Origin of the sequence: Xanthomonas hortorum pv. pelargonii, from assembly GCF_024499015.1 — a bacterium.
GTDB classification, from domain to species: domain Bacteria; phylum Pseudomonadota; class Gammaproteobacteria; order Xanthomonadales; family Xanthomonadaceae; genus Xanthomonas; species Xanthomonas hortorum_B.
Genome location: NZ_CP098604.1, coordinates 4,668,870 through 4,694,086 on the forward strand (window position 1 = coordinate 4,668,870; position 25,217 = coordinate 4,694,086).

Below are 25,217 nucleotides of genomic sequence, written 5' to 3' on the forward strand. Positions count from 1 at the left end.
TCAACCGCGGACGTTGGGTACGCCAGATGCCGCCTGTGCGTGGTCGATCAGACCGCGTCCTGCGATTCTTCCTTGGCCGCCATGCTCAGCGATGTGGTGACATCGAAGGTGTTGAGCACCACGCCGCGCGCCGTCAACAGGATCGCCTTGTTCTGCGTGATATACAGAATCAGGTCGTCGTCGAGGCTGCTGTCCTGTGAAATAGTGACCGTGGCGTGGCCAGTGCGGCTATCCCATGGGAAGACCAAAGTGTTGTCGCCGTATGCGAACACCGCGCTCGTCGAGGGATACTTCGAACGCGGCACGGCCAGCGAACTCGGCGTATATAACGGCGGCGTCGGGCCGGCGGCCCAACCGGCGATGTTGCCGGCATTGTTGTTGGTTACCAGCAGAGACGTGATGGGTTCGTTGTAGCTGTTGAATACCGTGACTTTGCCTGCCATGAGATGCTCCCGACGTTGTGGGTGAAGAGACGGAGACGGTGATTCGCTCCGTTTGCCGATTGGCCTGCTGCGCTAACGACAGTTTGGAAAAGGAATCCGAATTGGTATCGATGCGACACGTGAGACATGGCGCCCAGCGATCATCCTGACGAGGGTGGCGACGCGTTTGCGGTGGATCGTTCAAAGGTTCCCTCTGTCTGCACCTTGCCGGTTTAAAAAAACGCTACCCGACATAACGTCTCACCAGGTGGTCCATCTTCGATTGCTCCGAACCAACGGCTCAAATGCAGGTGGTTGGGTTTCTGCTTCCCTGCGGTGCATTGGACGGAAGCTTGAAGACGTGGCAGGTCTTGGTCGGCGCGGTATCGATGCGAACCGTGACATGGGTGTCGCCCCCTGCTCCGGGAGGTATTTGCCCACCGCCATGCTCTCCTATCGTGAAGGTGCAGCTATTGGCGGCGTATGCGGTTCTGAGCCGATCATTTGAAGAGTTCGCAACCCGGGTGGGCCAGCCGCTGATGGAGCCCTCGATGTGGGCGACAACGTTGCAACTGGCGGTTGCGTGACCACTTAACGCAAGCAGCGTCAGCAAGACGGCTGCTTTGATGCCTTGATTGTAGATAGGCATATCGATGTCCTGACGAGAGTTGGGTGCTGCATAAAATGCGTTGGCCAACCTTGTCGGATGCGCCAATGGGAACCCGACATAACGTCTCAGAGTCGACGAAATCTTCAGCCGACCATGTGGTCCGGCGCATTCGTGGCGCGACGTCCAGCAAAGGCAATCGATGGTGTGAGAGCGGCTAACAAAGCGACTGCGCTCACCGCCAGGCGAGCGCAGCGGGTACTCGGTGCGGCATGTGCCACTCGTCCACTGTTGTTCTGAGTGTGCCGTCCATACCCAGCCGACGGCTGCTCGCGACGTTGGGGACGCCGCGCTTAAATGACCGCAGCCTTGACCTTGAACACGTCCACAGCGCGGATCAGCTGCACGGAGTGGTCTTCGAGCGCACGCGCGGCGGTGCTTGCCGCTTCCACCAGGCGGACGTTGTGTTGGGTGGTTTCGTCCATCTGGGCGATGGTCTGATTGACCTGTTCGATGCCGCTGGCCTGTTCCTGCGAGGCGGCGGAGATGTGGCCCATGATGTCGGTGACGTGCTGGACGCTGGTGACGACCTCGCTCATGGTGGTGCCGGCCTTTTGCACCAGTGTGGCGCCGTCGGCGACGCGTTGTACGGAGTCGTCGATGAGCCGTTTGATTTCCTTGGCGGCGTCCGATGAGCGGTGCGATAGGGTGCGCACTTCGGAGGCGACCACGGCGAATCCGCGGCCTTGTTCGCCTGCGCGTGCGGCTTCGACGGCGGCGTTGAGGGCGAGGATGTTGGTCTGGAAGGCGATGCCGTCGATGACCGAGATGATGTCGGCGATGCGCTTGGACGCCGCTTCGATACCGGACATCTTTTCGATGACCTGGCCGACCACGTCGCGTCCGTCCGAGGCAATCGCGGCGGCGCCCAGCGCGAGCTGGTTGGCGCGGCCTGCGTGTTCGGCGTTCTGCTTGACGGTGGAGGTCAGCTCTTCCATCGAGGCGGCGGTTTCTTCGAGACTGGCTGCCTGCTGTTCGCTGCGGCGCGCCAGTTCCTGATTGCCGCTGGCGATGTCTTCGGCGGCAAACCCAATGCTGTTGGAGGTGGTCTGGATATGCGTGACGATGTCGGTCAGGCGATGCACCGTGCTGTTGGCATCGTCGCGCATCGAGGCGAACACGCCGTGGAAGTTGCCGGTCATGCGTACGGTGAGGTCGCCGTCGGCGATGGCGCGCAGCAGGTCGGAGAACTTGGCCAGGTTGGTGTCGGAGGTGGCCATCATGGTGTTGAGGTTTTCGACCATCAGGCGGAAGTCGTGCTCGAACTTTTCCGGCTGGCCGCGGAGTGCGAAGTTGCCTGCGCACGCAGCTTGGGTGAGCTCCTGGATCTGTGCGTTGATGGCGCGCAGGTTCTGCCGTACCTGCTGCATGGTGGCGGTGATGGCGGCCTTTTCGCCGGGATACTGTTCGATTTCCTGCGCGAGATTGCCCACCGCGTAGCTGCCCATGACCTCGGTCATGCGCAACTGAGTCTGCACGTGCGCATGCACCAGTGCGTTGGTGTCCTGCACCATATCGCCGTATTCGCCCGGGAAACGCTTGGCGTCGGTGCGGTAGCTGATCTCGCCGGCTTCGTGGCGGGCGGCCATGGCGCGCTGGGCGGAGATCACCTCTTGCAGACGGCGCTGCATCTGTTGCATGGCACGCAGCAGCTGGCCGGATTCGTCCTGGCTGGTGGGCATGTCCTGGCTGCGCAGATCGCCGTCGTTGATGCGCTCGGCCAGGCGTAGCGACTGGCGCAAGGGCAGCACCACGCTGCGGGTGAGCAAGAAGGCGATCGTGGCGCCCAGTAGCAGTGCGATGACGGTGGAGATCACCATCAGCATGGCGAAGCCGCGTGCAGTGGCGACGGCGTCTTTGGCGGCGTCGCGGTTCTTGGCTTCCTGCAGATCGATGAAGGCATTGATGCTGGCCAGCCAGGCGATGAAGTCGGGCCGCGCTTCATGTAAGAGCAGCTGCTCTGCCTGCGGTTTGTCGCCTGACTCGCGCAGTGCACGCACGTTGACGATAAACGGCATGGTGCGCTGCTCGATCGCCTTGATCTGCTGGAGAATCTTCTTCTCTTCGGTATCCGAAGAGGCGGCGATCATGCTGTCGAGCGGTTGCGCGGAGCGTGCGTAATCTGCGGCGAGCTTGTCGATCGATTGTTCTGCCGCGTGCCGGTCTGCCGCCTCGTCCATCAGCACCACATCGCGCAGCGCAATCGCACGGTCATGGACGCTGCCGCGAAAGTTGATCGCATAGCGTTGTTTGACGCTGTTGACCTCGTTGATGGCGGTCAATTGCTGGTCGATGCTGCGCACGCGGTGGATGCCGACGACGGTCAGGATCACCATCAGCACGATGATCGAAAGAAAGCCAAGCGCCAGACGCTGACCAATACGCAGATTCAAGAAGACATGCATGGGGGTTCGATCGATGATCCGACAAAGCGGAGAGCAGGGGAGTCCCGGCAGCAGCCGGGAGGCGAAGGCAGGTGCACGCTCCTTGAAGCGACATGGCTGCCGCTGCTCCGATTGCGTCTCTACGTGTTCGTTAGCGACCCCGACCATTGAAACTGAAACCGGCGCGTCGGCCGATTCAGGTGTGGTTGGTTCCGTGGCGATGCGACGTCATCCCGATCCGGACGACACGTCGCAACGTCAACGCGCTGCGCAGCGCTTGAGAGCCCGGCAGGCTCAGTCGTAGCGCGCCAGATCCGGCGCCTTGATCGAGGGTGTCATCAGCTTCGCAGCGATGGTCTGGATGCTCGGTTGGCTGGCGAACTTCAGTGCGCCGTGCAACAGCTGGATGCCGAGCCGGCTATGCGGGTTCATCAGTCGCGGACCGATCTTGGGCACGCCCTGGCCCTGTTCGACCATCGGCCGCATGGCGGTCGCGTAGGCGGCGAATGCGCTCTGCAGATCATCGGTGCGTGCGATCTCGCTTGCCAACACATAGCCGCCGGTGACCGCCAGGGTGGCGCCGATACCGGCCAGCGGGGTTGCGCACCACGCCGCGTCACCGGTCAGGACGATGCGGCCTGTGTGCCAGCGCGGCATGCGCACCTGCCGCAAGGCATCGAAGTAGAAGTCGTCGGTGCTGTCCATGCCGTCCAGTACGCGCGCTGCCTGCCAGCCGGCGTCGGCGAACTGTTCACGCAAGTACGCTTTCTGCGTTGCCTGATCCCAGTCCTGCTCGCCATCGGTGACCTTCTGCAGCGACAGCATGGCGCGGGTGGTGCCGTGCCGGTCCGGCCGCAACGAGATGCTGCGGCCGCCGGTGGTGTGATACCAGCGCCACAGGCGATCGTCGTCTGCGCTGCGTGCGATGGTGAAGTAGGCGATGGTCAGATCCATCCAGCGTGGGTCGTTTTCGCCCGGGAAAAGCTGTTCGCGCGTGGAGGAGCCGACGCCTTCGGCGATGATGACTGCATCGAAGCGGTCGCTGCTTCCGCTGTGGAAATTGACTATCGCGCCGTTGCCGTCGTCCTGGATGCTGGCGATGCGGTCGCCGAAGCGATAGGTCACCTTGTCGCGTGCGGCTTCGTAGAGCAGGCGGGCGAGGTCGCCGCGCAGGATCTCCAGCTCGGCGGTCGGGCCATCGCCGTCGATGTCGTCGGTCTTGAAAGTGGCGACCGCATGGCCGTGTTCGTCGACCCAGGCAGTGCCTTGCTCGCCGGTGCCATGGTCGAGTGCGGCCTGCTCCAAGCCCATGCGCTGCAGGACCTGGCGGCCGACGCCGCGCACGTCGATGTTCTGGCCGCCGTCGCGGAAGTGCGCCGCCTGTTCCACCACCACGACGTCGAGTCCCTGGTTGGCAAGCGTCCAGGCGGCGGTGTTGCCGGCGACGCTGGCGCCGGTGATGAGGATGCGACGCGCCATTACAATCACCCGTAGAGATAAATATCAGAGGTGATATTACAGGTCTGCGCCGCGTTGCTCCAGGTTGACGATCAGGCGCTGCATGAACGCGACGGTTTTCTGGGCCTCCTCAGGTGAGAAGCCTTGCAAGGCATCGGCATTCAGATCGATCAGCACCCGAGCGCCCAGCTCGGCCATCTTGCGACCGCGCGCGGTGAGCGATACCAGCGCGGCGCGGCGGTCCTGCGCGGTGGGTGCGCGCTTGATGAGCTTTTGCGCTTCCAGCTTGTCGAGCAGGGCGACCATGGCGGGCTGCTTGATCGCCGAGGCGACCACCAGGTCGCGTTGCAACATCGGCCCCTTCCAGGACAGCAGCAGAATCGGTCCGATCAGGGCCAGCGAGACGCCGTGCGGCCGCAATTCGGCGTCGACCAGCCGGTTGAAGACCCGCGCTGCGTGATTGGCCAGGTAACCCGGCGCCACTGCCGCCTGGGGGTGAATGCGTTCGTCTTGATCCTGCATGCGCGCAACCGTGTGATGCCTTTCAGCCATCGGGCGATTTTATCGGGCATCAAGGCGCGGGGCATGGGTGCTGCTCCCGGCGACGCGTTCACGGCTGCATCGGTGCGACCTTTGCTGCCTGGCATGGCACGCCGTCGTCGGTTGGGCACGCTGCCGGTCAGGCAGTCGGCGCGCAGTCCAGGCAGTGCATCGCCTGGGTGCTGCGCAGCGAGCGTTGCCTGCGCTAGCTATTCAGCAATGCCGGGTGGGTTCGGCTGGACGCAGCGGGGCGCAGGCCAGATGATAGCCGGATGCGCGTGCGCCTGGTCTTGCGATAGGCGACACGCAAGGTTGGCAGCTGGCCTCTCTATCAATGGTTTGAAAAAAGATGCAGGTAGGTGTGATTGGTAATCCGGGCCAGGGCCGCGTTGCGTTGCGCCCGTGGTCCAGACAGTGCGGCTGCCGCATGGCGCTAGTGCGGTCGCATTGCGTATGAGTTCGTCATTCCCGCACGGCGACAGCGCCATGGCGCAGGCGGTGCGCAGCCACGATTGGGCGTCCACGCAACTGGGGCTGAGTGCGCAGTGGCCATCGCCGTTGCGCAACGCGGTCAGCTTGATGCTGGGCTCGCCGGAAAGCATGTATGTGGTGTGGGGCGAGGCGCTGACCTTTTTCTACAACGATGCGTATGCGCCGATTTTGGGGCCGCGTCAGCCGCAGGCCTTGGGTGCACCGCTGCGCGCGTTGTGGGCCGATGCGTGGGAGGCCGTGCGTGGGCCGATCGAAGCCGCGTTCGAAGGGCGCGCGTCGCGCTTCGAAGAAGTGCCGATCGGCATGAGCCGCTACGGCGCGCCCGAAGAAACCTGGTGGACGTTCTCGTTCTCGCCGATCTACCTGGACGATGGCCGTGTCGGCGGCGCGTTCTGCGTGACCAATGAAGTCACCGACCGCAAGCTGGCGCAAAACCGTCTCGCCGACGAGCATGAGCGCCTGATCCGGCTGTTCGAGCAGGCGCCGATGTTCATGGCGTTCCTGAGCGGGCCGCAGCATCGGGTGGAGTTTGCCAACCCGTGTTATTCGCGTTTGATCGGCCACCGCGACGTGATCGGGAAGCCATTGGCCGAGGCCTTGCCTGACCTGGTCGAGCAGGGCCATCTGCGTCGTTTGGACGAGGTGTATCAAACCGGGCGTGCCTTTTCGGCCAATGCGCTCCCCTACAATGTGCAGAGCGCGCCGGGTGGCCTGGTCGAGCGGCACCTGCTGGATCTGGTGTATCAGCCTATCGCCGGGGCGGACGGTGCGGTGTCCGGCATCTTCGTACAAGGTCTGGACATCACCGATCGCATCAGCCTGGAACGCGCGGTGCGCGAGGCGGAAGTGCGTAACCGGCAGATCCTGGACAGCGTGATGGATTACGCGATCATCGCCACCGATCTGCAGGGGCGGGTCACCTCATGGAACGAAGGCGCGCGGCGCATCCTGGGCTGGACCGAGACGGAAATGCTCGGCCAGTCGTTGGAGCGCACGTTCACGCCTGAAGATGTGGAGCACCGGCAGATCCTGATCGAAGCGGCAGCGGCGCTGGAAAGCGGCAGCGGCATGGACGAGCGCTGGCACCTCCGCAAATCCGGCGAGCGCTTCTGGGCCAATGGTTCGTTGATGGTGCTGCGCGAAGAGACCGGCGCGGCGATCGGCTTCGTCAAAGTGCTGCGCGATCGCACTGCCGAACGGCTGGCCAGCGAGGCCTTGCGCAAGAGCGAACGCCGGCTCGATGCGCTGGTGCGTGCATCGTCGCAATCGATTTTTTCGGCCAGTGCCGATTGGTGCGAACTGCGTCAGCTGGTTGGCGATGGCGCGCTGAGCGATGCGTTGTCGGCCACGCCGAACTGGCAGCAGGACATGGTGCATCCGGACGATCGCGCGCGGCTGGCAGAGGCCATTGCGCATTCGATCGTCAACAAGACCGCACTGGATCTGGAATACCGCGTGCCGGGTTCCGACCAACGCGTGGGTTGGACCTTGATGCGCGCCATTCCGCTGCTCAACGAGCATGAGCAGATCGTCGAATGGTTTGGCACCGCAGCGGACATCACCGACAAGCGCATCGCCGAAGAACAACTGCGCCAGTTGACCGAGACCCTGGAAGAGCGCGTGCGCGAGCGCAGCGCGGCCTTGCTGTTGGCCGAAGAGAAACTGCGCCAGAGCCAGAAGATGGAAGTGGTGGGCCAGCTCACCGGCGGCCTGGCGCACGACTTCAACAACCTGCTGACGGCCATCAGCGTTGGGCTGGAGCTGCTGCAGACGCGCATCGAACAAGGCAAGTACGACCGTCTGGAACGCTATGTGGAGATGGCGCAATCCAGCGCCGCGCGCGCCACGGCGCTGACGCAGCGGTTGCTGGCGTTCTCGCGCAGGCAGACCCTGGCACCGACCGCGCTGGAGGTGGAAGCGCTGGTGCGCGACATGCACGACATCATCGCGCGCACGCTGGGGCCTTCGATCAGTTTGCAACTGCGCCCGGCGGCAGACTCGTGGAAAGTGCTGGTGGATGCGCCGCAGCTGGAAAACGCGTTGTTGAACCTGTGCATCAACGCACGCGATGCCATGCCCGATGGCGGCGAGCTCACCATTGCCATTGCCAATTGCGTGTTGAACGAGGCCGCGGCGCAGCAGCTCGATCTGCCGGTTGGCGATTATGTGTGCCTGAGCGTGCAGGACAGTGGCACCGGCATGAGCGCCGAGGTCATGTCCAAGGTGTTCGAGCCGTTCTTCACCACCAAACCGATCGGGCAGGGCACCGGCCTGGGCTTGTCGATGATCTATGGGTTCACCCGGCAATCCGGCGGGCATGTGCGCATCGATTCGGAAGAGGGCGTGGGCACCACCATGTTGCTGTATCTGCCGCGTTTCACCGGCCTGCTGCCGGCCGATGAGATGCAGCACCCGGTCGAACCCTCGCTGCAATCGCCCACGCACAGCAGCACGGTGCTGCTGGTGGAAGACGAAACCGCGATCCGTGTCCTGGTGTCCGAAGTGCTGACCGAAGCGGGCTACCGCGTCATCGAAACAGCCGAAGGCAGTGCTGCCGTGGAACGCTTGCGCTCGCAGGAAGCGATCGACTTGCTGGTGACGGATGTGGGCCTGACCGGCGGCTTGAACGGACGCCAGGTCGCCGATGCGGGGCGCCAGTATCGACCGTCGCTACCGGTGCTGTTCGTGACCGGCTATGCGGCCACCGCTGCGGTTGGAGCCGGTCAGTTGGACGATGGCATGGAAGTGCTCACCAAGCCGTTTCTTGCGATCGATCTGGAGCGGCGCGTAGCGCAACTGCTGGGGCGGACGCCGCAGTAATCGTGCACACGGAGTGGATGGCGCAATTGCTCCGCTCGCTTACATCGTGGTCTGCACGATACCCAGCAGATCGCGCAACGAGAACGGTTTGGTCAGCAATCGCATGCCGGTATCCAGAAAGTCGGCACGCTTGGCAATGGCGCCTGCATAGCCGGTCATGAACACGATGGGCAATGCCGGATAAAGAAACCGGGCCTCGTCGGCCAGGTCACGACCGTTCATGCCCGGCAGGCAGATATCCGAGAGCAACAGGTCGAACGGGCGCGCCGTGTTGAGCTGTTCCAGCGCATGCTCGGCATCGGCGGTGGCGACGACTTGGTAACCCTCGTCACCCAGGATATCTTCGGTCATGGCGCGGATCGCATCGTCGTCTTCGACCAACAGGATGCGTCTGGTGCTTGCTGCGTGATTCACCGCTATCCTTGAACAATCGCAACAACGCGATGTACTTCATGCGCAACGCTAGGCTGGCGGATGTGACGGGAGCGTCGGATTTGTCATAAAGGCATTGCCGAAAAACTCGGTTGAGCGCGCAATGGCAGCAGCAAACGCAAGCTGTGAGCAAAAGGTCCGCGCAAGCAAGCTGATCAATTCAGTCGTACGCATCGGGCTATCACGTGCGCGTGATAAATTGAAGGTTATGGGAAATTTGAAGCCGACGATCGCAAGACGCATCACCACGGGTACCGAGGGGTTGGATACCATCCTTCGCGGTGGCTTACCGCCCAATCGGCTGTATCTGCTGGAGGGCCAGCCGGGGTCGGGCAAGACGACGTTGGCGTTGCAGTTTTTGCTCGACGGCGCAGCCAAGGGCGAGAGCTGCCTGTACGTGACCTTGTCGGAGACCATCGACGAGCTCAACGAGGTGGCGACCTCGCACGACTGGACGCTGGATGCGCTGAATATCTTCGAGCTGGCATCGGCCGAGGCGTTTCTGGGCGACGGGCGCCAGCAGTCGATCCTGCATCCATGGGAAATGGAACTGGACGGCACCATCAAGCTCATCCAGTCCGAAGTGGACCGGATCAAGCCGACCCGTGTGGTGTTCGATTCGCTGTCCGAGTTGCGCCTGCTGGCGCAGGATCCGCTGCGCTACCGGCGGCAGGTGTTGGCGCTCAAGCAGTTCTTTTCTCCGCGCAACATCACCGTGTTTCTGGTGGACGATCTCACCGGCGAAAATGGTCAGCGCGATGCGCATCTGCACAGCCTGTGCCATGGCGTGATCTCGCTGGAGCGCATGACGCTGGATTTCGGCGCGGCACGTCGGCGCATGCAGGTGCAGAAATTGCGTGGTGTGGATTTTGTCGCCGGCTATCACGACCTGACCATCACCACCGGTGGCATGCGCATCTACCCGCGCCTGATCGCCTCCGATCACCACGTGCCGTTCATTGGCGATGCGGTGTCCAGCGGCGTCGAGCGCATCGATGCGTTGCTGTATGGCGGGCCGCTGCGTGGCACCAGCACGCTGCTGACCGGGCCGGCCGGCTCGGGCAAGACCAATATCGCGCTGCAGTACGTTGCCGCTGCCTGCGAGCGCGGTGAGCACTGCTGCATCCTAGAGTTCGATGAGCGCACCGGCACCTTGCTGACGCGCGCCGAAAGCCTGGGCATGGATCTGCGTAAGCATCTGGACTCGGGTCTGCTGGAACTGCATCAGATGGACCCGGCCGAACTGACACCGGGCGAGTTTGCCTGGGCAGTGCGTGCCAGTGTCGAAGAACGTCAATGCCGCGTGTTGGTGATCGACAGCCTCAACGGCTATCTTTCGTCGATGCCGCAGGAAAAGCAGCTGATGCTGCAGATGCACGAGCTGTTGTCGTATCTCAACCAGAGCGGCGTGACCACGTTTCTGGTCAACCCGCAGCATGGTCTGGTGGGCACGATGTCAACCGGCAATCTCAATATTTCGTACCTGGCCGATACCGTCGTCCTGTTCCGCTTCTTCGAAGCGCAAGGACGCATTCGCAAGGCCTTGTCGGTGATCAAGAATCGCAGCGGCGCGCATGAGGATTCGATCCGTGAGTTGCGCATCGGTAGCGGCGGGATCCATTTGAGCGAGCCGCTGGAGAAATTCCACGGTGTGCTGACCGGTACTCCGCAATTTGTCGGAGACGATGCGCCGTTGCTGGATCGTCCACTTGACCACCTGTGACCTAGACGGCTCTATTGTCCACATCATTGCGCCGTTCGGGCGCGATGCGGAAAGCATCGCCGACATCATTGGCCAACGCGGGCTGACGCGCCGGGTCTATGCCTCGCTGGCGGCGTTGGCGGGTGATCTGCTCGATACCTCGGGCGTGGTGGTGCTGACCGAAGAGGCCGTTGGCGGCGACCTGCAGCAGTTGTCGCAGATGTTGCATGGCCAGGCCGCGTGGTCGGACATTCCATTCGTGCTGCTGCGTGCGCCGCGCGGCACCCATAGCGGGCGTCAGGGCACGTTGCCGGCCGAGGTGACCAACGTCATCGAGCTGGAGCGGCCATTGAGTTCGGCCTCGTTGCTGAGCGCCATTTCCACCGCGTTGCGCTCGCGGCAGAAGCAGTTCGTCATCCGCGACCAGATGGCGCAGCTGGCCGAAAGCAAGGCCGCACTGGCGCTGAGCGAAGCCGAATTGCGTCGCGTCACCGACGCGTTGCCGGTGTTGATTGCCTTCATCGACAAGAACCTGATCTATCGCTTTGCCAATCGCTCGTACGAAGACTGGATCGGGGTGCCGCCTGCCAATGTGATCGGGCGGCCACTGGTGGATGTAGTCGGGTCGGCAGTGGTGGCGGAGCGGCGTGCCTGGATCGAGGCGGCGCTGGCCGGGCAGGCATTGACGGTGGAAACCAGTTGGCCGCATGCCGATGGGCGCCGACGCGATGCGGAAATCCGCTATATGCCGCGCCTGGACGCAGATGGCGTGGTGGATGGCTTTCATGTGTTCGCCACCGACATCACTGCACGCACGCTGGCGTTGGAATCGATCCAGCAGCAGGCCAATCTGCTCGAGGTCAAGGTCGCCGAGCGCACCGCCGAGTTGCAGCAGCAGATGCAGGCGCGCGAATCCAGTGAAGCGGCGTTGCGTCAGGCGCAGAAGATGGAGGCGGTGGGCCAGCTGACCGGCGGTATCGCGCACGACTTCAACAACATGCTTACCGGTATTTTGTCCGCGCTGGATCTGGCACGCCTGCGTATCGATCAAGGCCGCACCGAAGGACTGGGCCGCTTCCTGGATGTGGCTTCGGCTTCGGCATTGCGGGCTGCCGCGCTGACGCAGCGGTTGTTGGCATTTTCGCGCCGGCAGTCGCTGGAAGCGCGCCATCTGCATCTGAACGATCTGGTGGTGTCGCTGCAGGAATTGCTGGCGCGCACGCTGGGCGAATCGGTGCGGTTGGAAACCGATCTGCACGCCAACATGCCGCAGGCCTATGTCGATGAAAACCAGCTGGAGAGCGCACTGCTCAATCTGGCGATCAACGCACGCGATGCCATGCCCGGTGGTGGTCAATTACGGATCGCCACGCGTCATCTGCTGGTCGATGCGCAGCCGCTCGAACTTGGCCGTGGCGTGACCTTGGCGCCGGGCAATTATGCGGTGGTGTCGGTCACCGACAGCGGTACCGGTATGCCGATGGATGTGCTGGAGCGCGTGTTCGAGCCGTTCTACACCACCAAACCGATCGGGCAGGGCACCGGCCTGGGCATGTCGATGATTTACGGCTTCATGCAGCAGTCCAACGGGCAGGTGTGGGTGGAGTCGACGATGGGCGTGGGCACCACCGTCAGTCTCTATCTGCCGGCGGGCGTGCATCTCCAGCCAGCGCAGCCGCTGCCGCAGGCCGGTGCGGTGGTCACCGGGAAAGGCCAGCAGGTGTTGGTGGTGGAAGACGACGAGCAGGTGCGCTTGCTGGTCACCGAGCTGCTCAACGAATTGGGCTACGAGGCCGATGTGGTCGCCGATGCAGATGCCGCACTACCGATTCTAGCCTCGCACCGACGGATCGATTTGCTGGTGACCGACGTCGGCTTGCCTGGACTCAATGGGCGCCAGCTGGCGGAAATCGCACGCCAGTCGCGTCGCGATCTGCCGGTGATCTTCATGACCGGCTACGCGGAAACCGCGCGCGATCGTGGCGAATTTCTGGGCGAAGGCATGAGCATGATCGCCAAGCCTTTTACGCTGGGCGAATTCAGCGGCAAGTTGCACGAAGTGCTGGGGCCTTCGGCCTGAGTGCTGAGCGCGTTTGACCCCACGTGCATTGTGTTGTGGATTACCCATGGCTTCCGAGCCGCTAACAAATTGTATCGATGGTGAGAGTTGCCGACATGGCAAATCGCAAACGGATTCCCATCGCTGTGGAAGATCTCGAACCGCTGATTTCGCAAGTGAGGCGTTCGCCCTCAAGCGGACGGCCGCAGCCAGTGAGTCAGTCGAGGGCGCGATGTCCTCACCGCTCGCGGGACACGCCGTGAACCCATCCCTGGGGGCTCGGTGGCGGCATCCATGCCGCCACACGGTCCCGCAAGCGGTGAGGACACCGCGCCAGACAGTTTGCTGGTCGCTTTGAGAAGAGCTAAGCATACCGACCATCTCGACTGGTCCTTGCCCGCCCACCGTCGCGGGACCTTACGCGGCATGGATGCCGCGTAAGAGCCTACACGGACGTACTTGCGGCGTGTCCCGCGATGGTGGGCGGGCAAGGGCCCTGCAGCCAAGCCACAGATCATCCGCTCTGCAATCTACGCACTCATCGCGTCCAATCTTTCAAGACAACCAAGATCTCACGATCTCGAAATGCCTGGAGAACGTCACGAGCAATGGGTAGCCAGGTGTGGATGGCGCACTCAGTTGCGGTATCTACGCGTGGCATACGCGCACCGAGCGCAGCGGCGCCCGCCTGATGGCCGCGAAGTGGGTTTTGTCAGCCGTTACTAGCGAGCAGCGCGTTTGGCCTGCCGCGCGCTCGCCAGCGATTCGGCCACGGCGATTTTTTCCGCGACCGCTTTCTGCATCGCCGAGCCGGTGTCCAGCAAGCTGTGCAGATGGCGCCAGTGTTCGGTGGCGGCGCTGTAGTCCTGCTGCTGGAAGTCGCTGATGCCGAGCAGCCACAGGGCGCGTTGATGATCCGGCTCGCGTGCGATCACCTGTTGCAGGCGCGTGCGCGATGCGGCGTCGATGGCGAAATCGCTGCGCGTGCCCATGTCTGCTGCGATCCAGCCGACAATGGCGGCGCTGTTGTCGGGGGCGAGCTTGAGTGCTTGCGCATAGGCATCGCGAGCGTCGGCCGAACGGTTTTCCTGCTCGTGCGCCTTGGCTTGCTGCATCCAGGCGTCCAGCGCCCGCAGTTGTGCTTCTTCAGCCGGACTGATGGCTGGTGTTTGTGCTTGCGTGCTGCTTGCAGCAGTCGCCTCAGGCGTCGCCTGCACTGTCTGTTGCGCTGGCCTAGCGTATACGCGCGTTGCGATGGCGTCGGGCGCGCCGACCATGCGATACAGGCCGGCGGTGGCGATCGGCAAGCCGAGCACCAGCACAATCGGCAATGCATAGCGTGTGCTGCGATGGCGCGTTGGCCGGCGCAGCAGTGGCACCAGCAACAACAGCAGCGCGATCACCACCAACGCCGCGCTTATCAAATAAAAACCGGTCATCACCACTCTTCCTCAGCTTGCGGTGCCACCGGTGTCCCGGCACGCGCACGTTTGCGCACGGTGTGGATCACCACGGCTGCACCGGCACCCAGCATCAGCAGCGGGCCGAACCACAGCAGCCAGGTGCCGCGTTTGACCGGCGGGTCGTACAGCACGAAATCCGAATAGCGCTCGACCATGTACTGCTTGATCTGCGCATCGCTGTGGCCGGCCTGGATCTGCGCGAACACCTGATGGCGCAGATCGCGTGCGAGCGCGGCGTTGGAGTCGGCCAGGTTTTCGTTCTGGCACACCAGGCAGCGCAGTTGTGCGGTCAGACGCTGGTAACGCGCTTCCTCGCTGCGGTTCTTGAACGGCAGCGGGTCCACTGCCTGCGCCGCCAGCGGCGGTGCAAGCAGCACGCCAAGCAGCAACACCAGCAGCAAGCGCAGTTGCCGGCCTTGCATGCGCCAGTGCCAGTGCCACCAGGGGCGAGCCGGCATCACTGCGCGCCCTTGGGTAGCGCGGCGATGGCCGGCAGCAGTGTGTCGTTGATGACATCGGGTGTGAGCACGCCGATGTGCTTGTAGCGGATCACGCCTTGGGCATCGATCAGAAACGTCTCCGGCGCACCGTAGACGCCGAAATCGATCGCTGTCTGACCGGCCTCGTCGGCAATCACTACGGCATACGGGTTGCCGTACTGCGCAAGCCAGGCCGTGGCATCGGCGGGTGCATCTTTATAGTTGTAGCCGATCAGCGGCACGCCAAGCCGGCTGGCCTGCGCCATCAAGACCGGATGTTCGTGCACGCATTCGGCGCACCAGCTGCCGAACACGTTGAGCACATACGGTTTGCCCAGCAGCTGGTCGCGGCTGACCTGTTGTTCGGGTTGATCCAGCCTTGGCAGCGAGAACGCTGGCGCTTGTTTGCCGATCAACGGTGAGGGCACATCGCGCGGATTGTGTTGCATCGTCCAGTAAATGCCGAAGCCGAACAGCGCCGCCAGCAACAGGAAACCCAGCAAGGGCAGCAGACGGTTCATGCGGGCGATTCCTGCGCAGTGACGATGGCATCGTGTGCTGGCGAGGTGGCCGCCTTGCCGGCGACGGCAGGCGCACGAAAACGACGCGCGCACGCGCTGACAAAACCGCCCAGCATCATCAGCAGGCCGCCGGCCCAGATCCAGCGGATGAAGGGTTTGTAGTACAGCCGCAGCGTCCAGTCGTATTCGATGTGTTGATCGTCCAGCGGCTCGCCTAGTGCGACGTACAGATCGCGGGTGATGCCGGGGTCGATCGCCGATTCGGTCTGAATGCGTTCGCTGCTGTACAGGCGTTTTTGCGGATGCAGCCGCGCGATCACCTTGCCATCGCGGCTGACCTGCACGCTGCCTTGTTCGGCCTTCCAGTTCGGCCCATCGATCAGTTGCACGCCGTCAAACCGGAATGCGTAGCCGGCGATCTGGGCGCTTTCGCCAGGCGCCAGCCGCACGTCGCGTTCGACCGACAGGCTTTCGGACACCAGCACGCCGGCAACGAATACCGCCACGCCGGCATGCGCGAGCAACATGCCGGCCATTTCGGCCGGAAAACGTCGGCCGCGCGGCATTTCGCGCCAGCGCTTGTGCATGTACAACGCGGTGCCGGCGGCCACCCACGCCGCGACGCCGATGCCGGCAATCGCCCTGATCTGGCCATCAGCGAAGAGGCTGCCGACCAACGCACACGCAATCGCGGCGATGCCGGCGCGCGTGCCCAGTGCCTTCAACGGTGCGGCCTCGGCCTTGCCCCAGCGCAGATATGGGCCGAACGGCAGCAACAGCACCACCGGCAGCATCAGCAACGGAAACAGCAAGCCGAAGTAGGGCGGGCCGACCGACACCTTGCCCAGTCCGAACGCGTCGGCAATCAGCGGGAACAAGGTGCCCAGCAACACCATCGCGGCGGCCACGGTAAGCAGCAGATTGCCGATCAAAATGGCCGTCTCGCGCGAGGCGGCGGCGAACGGTTTGCCGCTGGCGATCTTGGGTGCACGCAAGGCGTACAGCAGCAGCGAGCCGCCGACCACGGCCACCAGGAACATGAGGATGTACAGGCCGCGGCGCGGATCGGCGGCAAACGCATGCACCGAGGTGAGCACGCCCGAGCGCACCAGGAAGGTGCCCAGCAACGACAGCGAGAACGCCAGGATCGACAGCAGAATCGTCCAAGCACGCAAGCTGCCGCGTTTTTCGGTGACCGCCTGGGTGTGGATCAACGCCGTGCCGACCAGCCACGGCATGAAACTGGCGTTTTCCACCGGGTCCCAGAACCACCAGCCGCCCCAGCCCAGTTCCGCGTACGCCCACCAGCTGCCGGCGACGATGCCAGCGGTGAGGCAGGCCCAGGCCACGTTGGTCCACGGCCGCGCCCAGCGTACCCAGGCCTGTTCCAGCTCGCCGCCCAGCAGCGCCGCCACCGCAAACGCGAACGCCACCGAGAAGCCGACGTAACCGGTGTACAGCACCGGCGGGTGGAAGGTCATGCCCGGGTCCTGCAGCACCGGATTGAGCTCGTTGCCATCCAACGGAATCGGCGACAGCCGCCCGAACGGATTGGAGGTCAGCAGGATGAAGGCCAGAAAGCCCACCGATACCAGTCCCAGCACCGCCAGCACGCGGGCGGCGAAATGCTGCGGCAGATGCCGGCTGAAGGCGGCCAGCAACACCGTCCATGTCGCAAGGATGGCGATCCACAGCAGCAACGAGCCTTCATGCGCGCCCCACACCGCGGCAAAGCGGTAGTACCAGGGCAGGGCGATATTGGCGTTGGCAGCGACATAGGCCACCGAAAAGTCCAGCGACAGCAGCGACCAGGCGAGCAGGCCGAACGCCATCCACACGAACACTGCCTGGCCTACCGCTGCCGGCCGTGCAATGCCCATCAAGGCGGAGTTGCCACGCCAGGCACCGATCAGCGGCAAGACGCCCTGGGCAAGCGACAACAGCAGCGCCAGGATCAGTGCGATCTGGCCGAGTTCAGGCGTCATGGGCAAATCGCATCGTGCAACCAAGGAAGATCATGGAAGTGGTGGAAAACGGTGCGCGCGGCATCAACGCGGCGCCGACAGCGGCACCGCGGCAGCGGGAATCGGCTTGCCGACATGGCCTTCGGCCATCGCGTCCTTGAGTTCCTTGGGCATATAGGTTTCGTCGTGCTTGGCCAGCACTTCGTTGGCGACAAAGCGCCCGCCTTGCATGCGTCCGTTGGCGATCACCGATTGGTTGTCGCGAAACAGATCCGGAAGGATGCCGGTGTATTCGACCTGCGTTGCGGCGTGCTTGTCGATCACAGTGAAGTTGACTTTCAGGCTATCGGTTGCGCGCTGGATCGAGCCGGCCTTGACCATGCCGCCGAGGCGAAATTGCTGATAACTGGCCGCCTCGCCGGCGTGCACCTGGCTGGGCGTGAACAGATAGCTCATGTTCCGCTGCAGCGCGAGCACGATCAGCGTCACCGCCAGTGCGGCAGCGGCGATGACGCCGATCACCAGCCAAAGGCGTTGCTTGCGCGTTGCATTCATGGCGCGTCCCGCTCCAGCGTGGGAACTGGCTGATCGCGTGCACGTCGCGGTGTTTGTCGTTGCAGCTGGCCACGCAATTCGCGTGGCAGGCGGCGGCGACGTAACCACGGCGCTGCCAGATCGGCCAGCAACACAAGCACGAACAACGCGTACGCGGTCCACACGTAGTGGCCGTAACCGCCCATCGCCAGAAAGGTGTTCATGCGGTGCGCTCCGTCAACACGATGCGGCGTGCCCAGTCCTTGCCGCTTTCCAGTGCGAGCAGGTCCACACGCACGCGGCCGAACAGACTGGCCAGGTAATAAAACTTGGTGGCCAGCATCATCGTCAGCAGCGGCCACAGCATGTCGGCGCCCATCTTGGAGGGGCCGAGCAGGCGCACGGTGGAGCCTTGATGCAGCGTGTTCCACCACACCACCGAGTAATGCACGATCGGCAGATTCACCAGGCCCACCAAGGCGAGCAAGCCGGCCGCACGCATCGCCTGACGGCGATCTTCCACCGCGTGATACAGGCCGAGCACACCCAGATACAAGAACAGCAGCAGCAACTCCGAGGTGAGCCGTGCATCCCAGGTCCACCAGGTGCCCCACATCGGCTTGCCCCACAGCGAGCCGGTGCACAAGGTGATGAAGGTAAAGGCCGCGCCGATCGGCGCCGAGGCCATGGTCACCACTTCGGCCAGCTTGATCCGCCACACCAGCGCAATGAACGCGGACACGCCCATTGCCGCGTAGATGAAAAGACTCATCCAGGCGCTGGGCACGTGGATGAAGATGATGCGGTAGGCATCGTGCTGCTGGTAATCCGGTGGCGCCAGTACCAGCCCGCCGTAAGCGGCCACCGCGCCGAGCAGCAGCGCCAGCGCCAGCGCCCACGGGCGCACGATGCCGGCGACGCGGTAGAACGTGGGCGGCGAGCTGAGTTTATGCAGCCACAAGGGAATCCACTTGGCCATGCCGGTGTCGTCAGTTGGAATGTTTGGCGTGCGAAGCCAGCGCGTCGACCGCAGCGCCGGCGTTGACCTGCAGCTGGCCGTCGGACATCTTGCTGGTGCGTTGCATCAGTTCGCGCAAGCCGGTCGCGTCCATCGACGGCGACATCGACAACAGCAACGCGGCCATGCCGCTGACATGCGCGCTGGCCATCGACGAGCCGGAGGTGAAGTCGTAGCGGCCATTGGGCTGGGTGGTGAGGATGTCCTTGCCGGGCGCGCTCAGCACACCGGGCATCGCGGCGGTGGCGCTGCTGCTGCGCACCACCAGCACGCCGGGCACATCGTTGGGAAAGCCATCCATGCGCCCGTTCGGCGGCATCGCGGCCACTACGATGCGGCCTTGCTGTACCAGATGCAGCAGCATCTTGCTCAGCAGCGGATCGGCCGGGCCGCCCAGGCTCAGATTGATCACGCGCGCGGAGCTGTTGTTGATCGCCGCCAGCGCCTTGGCCAGGGTGAAGGTGTTGCAGCGGGCGGTGGCACCGACGGCCGGTGCATACCAGCATGCCTTGTAGATGCTCAGCATGGCCTTGGGCGCCATGCCGACGATGCCCTGATGGTTGTTGCTGCCGGCAGCAATGATGCCGGCCACTTCGGTGCCGTGCGAATCGCTGCTGGTGGCGAGCGCGGTGTCGTCGACCAGATCGTGCACGTCGCGGATGCGCGACTTCAGATCGGGGTGAGCGGTGTCCACGCCGGTGTCGACCACCGCCACCACCACGCCGCGGCCTTGGGTAATGGTCTGCGCGCTGGCCGCATCGGTGGCGATGAAGCCGCGTTGCATGTCCACGTACGGGTCGTTATAGCCGGACAGCGAGGTGGTCTTTTCCGATGCATCGGCAGAGAACACCGAGAAATCCTGCACCGGCTGCACCAGCTCCACGCCTTCGTCGTCGGCCAGCGCGCTGACTAGCTCGTCGCGCGATACGCCAGCCGGCGGCTGCAGTACGGCGCAATACAGGCCCAGCGAGGTGATCGGCCAGCCGGAAACTTCGCGTAGCCAGTAGCGCTGCTTGATGGCTTCCATGCGCACGGCGGCCTTCTGGCCGGCGCCGTAATAGCTGGAGGCGTAGCCGATCAGGCTGGAGCCGGCGCGTGCCGGCGGCGCGGTAAGCGGGTTGGCCACCGCCAGCAGGATGTCGCGGCTGCTATCGGGCGTATGCGCATCGGCCTGCGCCGGCGCGGTGCTGGTGCCGACAGCTTGCGCAGCATGTTGGGGCGTGTCCTGGGCATGCACGCAGGTGCAGCTGCCCAGGCCGATGAAGCCGGCGATCAAGCCGATAACGTAGAAGCGGCTCATGGTGCCGACACGATCTCGGCCAGGCGGATACGCGGGTTCGCACGCAGCTGCTGCACGGTGTGCTGCGGCTGGGCGGGCGGCTGCGGTGCGACAGGCACCACGGTGTAGGCGCCCATTTCATTGGGGCCGCCAACCACCTGCAACTGCTGCGCATGCAGCAGGCTGTCCCAGTCGGCCACGGTCATCCTGGCGTCGGGCACCATGCGGATGGCACCCTGCGGGACCGGCAAGGCGGTGGCGCTGCTGAGCGTGCGGTAGTCGTGCGAGGGCGCAGGCGCGGCCAGCTTGACGCCCATGACGCCAAGACCAATGGCCTGCACCAGGGCGGCGGCGGCCAGGGCGCGCACCGTCCAGTTACCGGAGCGGCGTGCTGCCGGCACCGGTGCCGCCGGCGCGGTGTGCTGTTCCGGCGCATCCAGGCGGCCGAGCAGGCGCAGCAGGCCGGCGTTGGCGTCCAGCTTGACCGCCGACGGCAGTGCAAGCGCTTGCCGCAGACGATTCTGCTGGGCGAATTCGGCGCTGCACGAGGCACATTTGGCCACGTGCGCGATCAGCCAGGTGTTCTCTTCCTCGGTGGCACTGTCCAGCAATACTGCGGGCATCAGTTCCCAGGCGTGCGAGCATTCCTTGCCAGGCGCGATGAAAAACGTCTTCATTGCATGGTCTCCGTGTAAGGGGCGCCGCCGGCCAGGCCGGGCAGCACATTGCGTAATTTGACCCGCGCATGGAACAGCCGGGCTTTGATGGTGCCGACCGGGCACTGCATGATTTCGGCGACTTCTTCGAGTTTGTGGCCAACGCCATAAACCAGTTCGATCACCATTCGCTGGTCCGGCGAGAGCCGTTGCATGCCCTTGTCGAGCCAGTCGCGTAGCTCGCGGTCGTCGTTGTCGTCGGCGCTGGGGGCGTGGTCTTCCACCACGGCGGTGTCGTCGATGGCCTCGCCGTCATGCTGGCGCAGGCATTTGAGCCCGCAGCGATAGGCGATGCCCATGATCCAGGTCGACACCTGCGAATCGCCGCGGAAGTCGCCGGCTTTCTGCCAGGCGATCCAGAAGCAGTCGTTGATGGCTTCTTCGATGATGTCCGGGCGGCGGGTCAGCCGCGACAGGAACCGGCACAGCCGGCCGTGGTAGCTGGTGTACATGGTCGCCAGGGCGGCACGATCGCCCGCAGCCATGCGCCGCAGCAGCATGCGGTCGGTGGCATCACCCAGGGTGTCGGAATCATTCATCGAGGCAGGCACGGCAGAAGACGTAGGTCAGTGCCCGCTCGGGGGCAAAAGGTTGCAGCTGGATCAGAACGTGGTGGAGACCGTGCCCAGCCAGGGCGTTTCGCCCGGGCCGCCCTGCAGGCGTGGGGTGTTGCTGCTGGTGACGATGCGTTCCAGTTTCAGCGTCCATCGTGCCCGGCTCCACTTCAGGCCCAATTGCCCGTACTGATAGCGGCCGGACTCGGCGGCGCCGTAGGCCATCGCCGGGAAACGCGACAAACCGGCGCCGATCGACAGGGCGAAATCGTTGCGCAGCGGGATATTTGCAGTGACGTCGATGGCCAGATTCCACGGCGACTGGTCGGCGCGGGGGAAGTTGAACGCCGACAACGAAAAGGTCAGTACGTCGCGGTAGGACCAGGCCAGGCTGGCTTCCTGGCGGTCGAAGGTGCGTGTGGCCTGATTGGTCGGGTAGCCGTAGTACAGCAGGCTGGCCTGCATCTGCCAGCGGTCGTCCAGCATCCAGGCGCGTGCGGCCTGGGCGGTGACTGCCACCGGCTTGCTCAGCGAGGGCGATTGCAGCGCGACCGAGGTGGAGACCGACCAGCCGGGCGAGGGTAGCCAGTAGCCGGCTGCCTGCAGCGTGGCCTTGTTGGGCGCGATCGAGATGCCACGGTCGATCAGCTGCGACGTCAGTGCCACCGCGCCGCCGACATTGGCGGCCATGGCGCCGGGGCTGATGACCAGGGCCAGCAGCAGGCAGTGGCGCAACGTGGAGTTGCGCCGGCGCACGTGCGGGCACAGGCAACGCGGGTTGGCGCTGGCCGTTGTGCAGTGCCGCCGCCGCATGTTCGGGCGTGGCCTGTCCCACGGCTGCCCGCCGCAGGCGCAACGGCGTCGCGTTCGGAAGGGAGACGACCTGGCAGGCGAGACAGGGGGCAACGGATGAGCGTCTACGGTGAGCGGGGCGCAATAGTGCCTGATCGCGTCGGGCAGACCGCCGCGAGCACGACGGTTCCGTTCATATACGCGAAGGAATCGCGGCCGGCAACGCGGCCAGCGCGACGCCCGAAGCGCAGTGCGCCCCGGCTACCGGCGGGCAGGGGTCACTGCCCGCCGGCCAGACAACGGTCAGTGCAGGGTGTTGAGGTAGGCGATCAGTGCGTCTAGCTCTTTCTGATCCTCCAGGCCTTCGTACTTCATCTTGGTCCCCGGCAGGGCCTTGGACGAGGATTGCGACAGATAGGTCTTGAGCTGGGCGGGCGTCCACTGCCACTTGCTGCCCTTGAGCGCATCGGAGTAATTGCTGTAGTCGGCCAGGCTGGCGGCCGGGCGCCCGGCTACGCCGAACATGGACGGGCCTTTCTTGTTCTTGCCCTGGGCCGCGCTGTGGCATTCGGCGCATTCGGTCATGAACACGCCTTTGCCATCGGCCGCGCGGGCGGCCGGGGCAAGCAGTGCGCCGGCCAACAACAGGCCGGCCAGCGGGGCGCACAACAAGGTTTTGTGGAGTGACTTCATGGGGGTCCTTACGCGTGCGGGGGAATCAGAACGAGACATTGACCGACAACGAGAAGGTGTCGAGATCGCGCGGGTTGGTGATTGGATTGCCGCCACCGAACACGTTGGTGGTGCTGCCGTTGAACTTGTCGAAGCGGAACCAGGTGGCAGCGAAACGCACGTTGGCGTTGGTGGTGTAGGTGCCTTCCTTACCGAACGGGGTCCAGTACAGCAGGATCAGATTGGCGGTGGTGTCGGGAATGCCGTAGGGCTGATAACGCGCCACATCGAACGAGCCGCTGTTGATCAGATGCGCTGCCAGCACGCCGTAGGTCTGCTTGAACGCGTAGTTCATGCTGATGTTCTGGTCGCGCACGCTGCCGCGGTCGCGCGGCGACATGCTCGGGTCGGTCGGCTGCAGCGGGCTGCCGTACTTGCGGCGCTCGTAGATGTTGACGTAGGCCAGCGACAACACGTGCTCGCGGGTGCCGAGGAACTGATAGGTCAGGTCGTAACCCAGGTCGGTGAAGTCATCGGTGGGACCGCCGGTGCGCAGGCGTTGGCGACGGGTGGTCATCGCGGTCAGGCCGGCCGAGAAGAACTGCCGCTTCATGTCCTTCATATAGGCAAAGCGCGCATAGCCGGTGTCGCTGAGCTTGCCCGGGTCGTTGTTGGGGTTCCAGCCCAGGTGGTCCTGCGCATCCGCGGACAATGCGCTGTAGCTGCCGACTTCGCCGTACCAATTGCGGTCGAACAAGCCGTACACGCTGGCGCCGATCACGCGGTTGGACAGCGCCGACGAACTCAGCATGCTGGCCGAACCTGCATTGGAAACCGGGCTCAAGGTCGATGCATTGGGCAGCACCTGGATCGGATCGGACACGCCGGGGTTGTTGTTGACGCTGACGCCGACCATGGCGTCCTTGCCGGCAAGCTGGAACGGCTTGCTGACGAAGCGCAGATCCACATCGTCCAACTGGGTGTTAAAGGTGTCGTTGCCGCCGTTGTTGGAGCGGATCTTGGAGTAACCGCCGATGTGGTCGTTGACCCGGCCGGCCAGATACAGATCGGCTTCGTTGATGCGTGCGCTGCTGTCGCCGCGGCTGGGATTGCTCCGCGTCCAGGTGACCTGGCCGGAGACCGGAATCTTGGTGCCGTTGCCATCGGTATCGGTGAAGCCGCCGAGCTTGAAGCGCATGCCATATGGCGTGAGCGAGGGGCCATAGGAGCCGACATGGCAATCTGCGCACGAAGAACCGGTCTGGCGCGCGAATGAAGGGATCGCCTGCGCCTGCGTGCTGGCCAGCAGCAACAACGGGCCGGACACGCACAACAAGGACGTCAGGGAGGCGGTGCGCGTGGCGGCAACGCGACGCGGGGCGGGCTGGGGAGTAGGCATGGAAAGTCCTTGTTCGACGGTGCGGGGTTCGGCGCTGCGGGAGCGGGGGAGGGCTGGCAACTCGGGGGAATTCATCGGGCTTTTTTCGGCAGCACGCGATGCAGCACGCCATCGCGCAGCACCAGGTGATGCCAGAGCGCGGCGCCGATGTGCAGGATCACCAGGGCCAGCAAGACCCAGGCGGCATTCAAGTGCCAGGTGCCCAGGGTGTCGGCCAGATCTTCGTCCGGCGCGACCAGATTCGGCAGCGTCAATCCGAACAGGTAAACCGGTTTGGCGTAGGCGTTGCTCAACGACCAACCGATCAGCGGCAACGCAACCATCAGGCCGTACAGCGCGAAATGGGTGGCGCCTGCAGCCAGCCGCATGAGCAGCGGCGATGGCGGGCCGGGCGGCAGCTTGCGCAGGCGGATGCGTAAACCCACACGCAGGACGAAAAGAAAGAGCACCATCAAACCGAAGTGGCGATGGCCTTCCATCAGCCATTGACGCAATGCGCGTCCTTCCAGTTCGGCGCGCAGCAAAATCAGTGTGGCGGCCATGGCCAGGCACAGCACCGTCAGCCAGTGCAGCACGCGCATCGATTTGGGGAGTGGAATGACCTGCGCAACCGGCGGCGCGTGTTGCGGCAGCACAGTGGCGTTGTCGGTGGCGGCGGTGTCGGGCGCCTGAGGGGATGAACGCATTTGGTCGGTGTGCTCCGGTGCTGGTCGTTGGTTCCGGCAGTGCGTCGTGCGCTGCCAGGCCTGGCTCCCCACGCCGGCCGATCTGCGGCCAGGTGAACGTGCACCGATATGTGCGGCGATGCCGGCTAAAGGTTGCATTGCCCTGTGGGCATTACGCTGCAATC

At 64.1% G+C, this 25,217-nt stretch carries 23 protein-coding genes; 3 read left to right on the forward strand and 20 right to left on the reverse strand.

Features of this window, described 5'->3' with window-relative positions; genetic code table 11:
* Nucleotides 1–47: 47 nt before the first annotated feature.
* The 5 genes from NDY25_RS19975 to NDY25_RS19995 all read right to left on the reverse strand — a co-directional run bounded on the left by NDY25_RS19975 (nt 48) and on the right by NDY25_RS19995 (nt 5,453).
* Complete coding sequence (locus NDY25_RS19975) at nt 48–443, reverse strand: hypothetical protein (protein ID WP_115038591.1); 396 nt, start codon at nt 441–443, stop codon at nt 48–50.
* Between the two features lie 280 nt (nt 444–723).
* Nucleotides 724–1,071: a hypothetical protein gene (locus NDY25_RS19980; RefSeq protein WP_168957911.1), complete on the reverse strand. Its 348-nt coding sequence runs from the start codon at nt 1,069–1,071 to the stop codon at nt 724–726.
* 311 nt (nt 1,072–1,382) lie between these two features.
* Entirely contained in the window at nt 1,383–3,494 is a 2,112-nt protein-coding gene (locus NDY25_RS19985; protein ID WP_168957910.1) for a methyl-accepting chemotaxis protein, read from the reverse strand.
* Nucleotides 3,495–3,767: 273 nt separating this feature from the next.
* Nucleotides 3,768–4,952, reverse strand: coding sequence for an FAD-dependent monooxygenase (locus tag NDY25_RS19990; protein ID WP_168957909.1), 1,185 nt, complete (start codon nt 4,950–4,952; stop codon nt 3,768–3,770).
* A gap of 36 nt (nt 4,953–4,988) precedes the next feature.
* Nucleotides 4,989–5,453: a MarR family winged helix-turn-helix transcriptional regulator gene (locus NDY25_RS19995; RefSeq protein ID WP_168957908.1), complete on the reverse strand. Its 465-nt coding sequence runs from the start codon at nt 5,451–5,453 to the stop codon at nt 4,989–4,991.
* A 471-nt stretch (nt 5,454–5,924) separates the two neighbouring features.
* Here NDY25_RS19995 and NDY25_RS20000 point away from each other — a divergent pair, with 471 nt between their 5' ends.
* Complete coding sequence (locus tag NDY25_RS20000) at nt 5,925–8,783, forward strand: hybrid sensor histidine kinase/response regulator (RefSeq protein ID WP_168957907.1); 2,859 nt, start codon at nt 5,925–5,927, stop codon at nt 8,781–8,783.
* Between the two features lie 39 nt (nt 8,784–8,822).
* On the opposite strand, the gene NDY25_RS20005 is transcribed toward NDY25_RS20000, so the two are convergent.
* The gene (locus NDY25_RS20005; protein ID WP_043889761.1) at nt 8,823–9,167 is read right to left on the reverse strand and encodes a response regulator; all 345 of its coding nucleotides are present in this window, start codon (nt 9,165–9,167) and stop codon (nt 8,823–8,825) included.
* Nucleotides 9,168–9,423: 256 nt separating this feature from the next.
* Between NDY25_RS20005 and NDY25_RS20010 the strand changes: the two genes are divergently transcribed.
* Both NDY25_RS20010 and NDY25_RS20015 read left to right on the forward strand, forming a co-directional pair.
* The gene (locus NDY25_RS20010) at nt 9,424–10,938 is read left to right on the forward strand and encodes an ATPase domain-containing protein (RefSeq protein ID WP_168957906.1); all 1,515 of its coding nucleotides are present in this window, start codon (nt 9,424–9,426) and stop codon (nt 10,936–10,938) included.
* Nucleotides 10,925–12,997: an ATP-binding protein gene (locus NDY25_RS20015; protein WP_168957905.1), complete on the forward strand. Its 2,073-nt coding sequence runs from the start codon at nt 10,925–10,927 to the stop codon at nt 12,995–12,997. Before NDY25_RS20010 ends, NDY25_RS20015 begins: the two co-directional genes overlap by 14 nt.
* Before the next feature lie 701 nt (nt 12,998–13,698).
* Here NDY25_RS20015 and NDY25_RS20020 read toward each other — a convergent pair.
* The 14 genes from NDY25_RS20020 to NDY25_RS20085 all read right to left on the reverse strand — a co-directional run bounded on the left by NDY25_RS20020 (nt 13,699) and on the right by NDY25_RS20085 (nt 25,053).
* Entirely contained in the window at nt 13,699–14,415 is a 717-nt protein-coding gene (locus tag NDY25_RS20020; RefSeq protein ID WP_168957904.1) for a tetratricopeptide repeat protein, read from the reverse strand.
* The gene (locus tag NDY25_RS20025; protein WP_168957903.1) at nt 14,415–14,897 is read right to left on the reverse strand and encodes a cytochrome c-type biogenesis protein; all 483 of its coding nucleotides are present in this window, start codon (nt 14,895–14,897) and stop codon (nt 14,415–14,417) included. The genes NDY25_RS20020 and NDY25_RS20025 overlap by 1 nt, the downstream gene beginning before the upstream one ends.
* Nucleotides 14,897–15,439 carry a DsbE family thiol:disulfide interchange protein gene (locus NDY25_RS20030; RefSeq protein ID WP_168957902.1) on the reverse strand — a complete coding sequence of 181 codons (543 nt, stop codon included), beginning with the start codon at nt 15,437–15,439 and terminating at the stop codon, nt 14,897–14,899. Before NDY25_RS20030 ends, NDY25_RS20025 begins: the two co-directional genes overlap by 1 nt.
* Nucleotides 15,436–17,424, reverse strand: coding sequence for a heme lyase CcmF/NrfE family subunit (locus tag NDY25_RS20035; RefSeq protein ID WP_168957901.1), 1,989 nt, complete (start codon nt 17,422–17,424; stop codon nt 15,436–15,438). Before NDY25_RS20035 ends, NDY25_RS20030 begins: the two co-directional genes overlap by 4 nt.
* Before the next feature lie 63 nt (nt 17,425–17,487).
* Nucleotides 17,488–17,958, reverse strand: a complete 471-nt coding sequence (ccmE, locus tag NDY25_RS20040) for a cytochrome c maturation protein CcmE (RefSeq protein WP_095574646.1) — start codon at nt 17,956–17,958, stop codon at nt 17,488–17,490.
* Complete coding sequence (gene ccmD / locus NDY25_RS20045) at nt 17,955–18,161, reverse strand: heme exporter protein CcmD (protein WP_043911132.1); 207 nt, start codon at nt 18,159–18,161, stop codon at nt 17,955–17,957. Before ccmD ends, ccmE begins: the two co-directional genes overlap by 4 nt.
* Nucleotides 18,158–18,916, reverse strand: a complete 759-nt coding sequence (gene ccmC, locus NDY25_RS20050) for a heme ABC transporter permease CcmC (RefSeq protein WP_006452991.1) — start codon at nt 18,914–18,916, stop codon at nt 18,158–18,160. The genes ccmD and ccmC overlap by 4 nt, the downstream gene beginning before the upstream one ends.
* A gap of 10 nt (nt 18,917–18,926) precedes the next feature.
* Nucleotides 18,927–20,255 carry a S8 family serine peptidase gene (locus NDY25_RS20055; RefSeq protein WP_256627645.1) on the reverse strand — a complete coding sequence of 443 codons (1,329 nt, stop codon included), beginning with the start codon at nt 20,253–20,255 and terminating at the stop codon, nt 18,927–18,929.
* On the reverse strand, nt 20,252–20,911 hold the full coding sequence (locus NDY25_RS20060; RefSeq protein ID WP_168957899.1) for a zf-HC2 domain-containing protein: 660 nt from the start codon (nt 20,909–20,911) through the stop codon (nt 20,252–20,254). Before NDY25_RS20060 ends, NDY25_RS20055 begins: the two co-directional genes overlap by 4 nt.
* The gene (locus tag NDY25_RS20065; RefSeq protein ID WP_006452988.1) at nt 20,908–21,489 is read right to left on the reverse strand and encodes a sigma-70 family RNA polymerase sigma factor; all 582 of its coding nucleotides are present in this window, start codon (nt 21,487–21,489) and stop codon (nt 20,908–20,910) included. Before NDY25_RS20065 ends, NDY25_RS20060 begins: the two co-directional genes overlap by 4 nt.
* A gap of 63 nt (nt 21,490–21,552) precedes the next feature.
* Complete coding sequence (locus tag NDY25_RS20070; protein ID WP_218973980.1) at nt 21,553–22,317, reverse strand: TorF family putative porin; 765 nt, start codon at nt 22,315–22,317, stop codon at nt 21,553–21,555.
* Between the two features lie 282 nt (nt 22,318–22,599).
* Nucleotides 22,600–22,989 carry a c-type cytochrome gene (locus NDY25_RS20075; protein WP_168957897.1) on the reverse strand — a complete coding sequence of 130 codons (390 nt, stop codon included), beginning with the start codon at nt 22,987–22,989 and terminating at the stop codon, nt 22,600–22,602.
* A 25-nt stretch (nt 22,990–23,014) separates the two neighbouring features.
* Nucleotides 23,015–24,367, reverse strand: a complete 1,353-nt coding sequence (locus NDY25_RS20080) for a cytochrome C (RefSeq protein WP_168957896.1) — start codon at nt 24,365–24,367, stop codon at nt 23,015–23,017.
* A gap of 71 nt (nt 24,368–24,438) precedes the next feature.
* Nucleotides 24,439–25,053 carry a cytochrome b gene (locus tag NDY25_RS20085; protein WP_104551832.1) on the reverse strand — a complete coding sequence of 205 codons (615 nt, stop codon included), beginning with the start codon at nt 25,051–25,053 and terminating at the stop codon, nt 24,439–24,441.
* Between the last annotated feature and the right edge of the window lie 164 nt (nt 25,054–25,217).

Bases quoted from the DNA above. Each gene is read 5' to 3' on its own strand.
- NDY25_RS19975 (WP_115038591.1), bottom strand. From the start codon at position 443: ATGGCAGGCAAAGTCACGGTATTCAACAGCTACAACGAACCCATCACG.
- NDY25_RS19980 (WP_168957911.1), bottom strand. From the start codon at position 1,071: ATGCCTATCTACAATCAAGGCATCAAAGCAGCCGTCTTGCTGACGCTG.
- NDY25_RS19985 (WP_168957910.1), bottom strand. From the start codon at position 3,494: ATGCATGTCTTCTTGAATCTGCGTATTGGTCAGCGTCTGGCGCTTGGC.
- NDY25_RS19990 (WP_168957909.1), bottom strand. From the start codon at position 4,952: ATGGCGCGTCGCATCCTCATCACCGGCGCCAGCGTCGCCGGCAACACC.
- NDY25_RS19995 (WP_168957908.1), bottom strand. From the start codon at position 5,453: ATGCAGGATCAAGACGAACGCATTCACCCCCAGGCGGCAGTGGCGCCG.
- NDY25_RS20000 (WP_168957907.1), top strand. From the start codon at position 5,925: ATGAGTTCGTCATTCCCGCACGGCGACAGCGCCATGGCGCAGGCGGTG.
- NDY25_RS20010 (WP_168957906.1), top strand. From the start codon at position 9,424: ATGGGAAATTTGAAGCCGACGATCGCAAGACGCATCACCACGGGTACC.
- NDY25_RS20020 (WP_168957904.1), bottom strand. From the start codon at position 14,415: ATGACCGGTTTTTATTTGATAAGCGCGGCGTTGGTGGTGATCGCGCTG.
- NDY25_RS20025 (WP_168957903.1), bottom strand. From the start codon at position 14,897: ATGCCGGCTCGCCCCTGGTGGCACTGGCACTGGCGCATGCAAGGCCGG.
- NDY25_RS20030 (WP_168957902.1), bottom strand. From the start codon at position 15,439: ATGAACCGTCTGCTGCCCTTGCTGGGTTTCCTGTTGCTGGCGGCGCTG.
- NDY25_RS20035 (WP_168957901.1), bottom strand. From the start codon at position 17,424: ATGACGCCTGAACTCGGCCAGATCGCACTGATCCTGGCGCTGCTGTTG.
- ccmE (WP_095574646.1), bottom strand. From the start codon at position 17,958: ATGAATGCAACGCGCAAGCAACGCCTTTGGCTGGTGATCGGCGTCATC.
- ccmD (WP_043911132.1), bottom strand. From the start codon at position 18,161: ATGAACACCTTTCTGGCGATGGGCGGTTACGGCCACTACGTGTGGACC.
- ccmC (WP_006452991.1), bottom strand. From the start codon at position 18,916: ATGGCCAAGTGGATTCCCTTGTGGCTGCATAAACTCAGCTCGCCGCCC.
- NDY25_RS20055 (WP_256627645.1), bottom strand. From the start codon at position 20,255: ATGAGCCGCTTCTACGTTATCGGCTTGATCGCCGGCTTCATCGGCCTG.
- NDY25_RS20060 (WP_168957899.1), bottom strand. From the start codon at position 20,911: ATGAAGACGTTTTTCATCGCGCCTGGCAAGGAATGCTCGCACGCCTGG.
- NDY25_RS20065 (WP_006452988.1), bottom strand. From the start codon at position 21,489: ATGAATGATTCCGACACCCTGGGTGATGCCACCGACCGCATGCTGCTG.
- NDY25_RS20070 (WP_218973980.1), bottom strand. From the start codon at position 22,317: ATGCGGCGGCGGCACTGCACAACGGCCAGCGCCAACCCGCGTTGCCTG.
- NDY25_RS20075 (WP_168957897.1), bottom strand. From the start codon at position 22,989: ATGAAGTCACTCCACAAAACCTTGTTGTGCGCCCCGCTGGCCGGCCTG.
- NDY25_RS20080 (WP_168957896.1), bottom strand. From the start codon at position 24,367: ATGCCTACTCCCCAGCCCGCCCCGCGTCGCGTTGCCGCCACGCGCACC.
- NDY25_RS20085 (WP_104551832.1), bottom strand. From the start codon at position 25,053: ATGCGTTCATCCCCTCAGGCGCCCGACACCGCCGCCACCGACAACGCC.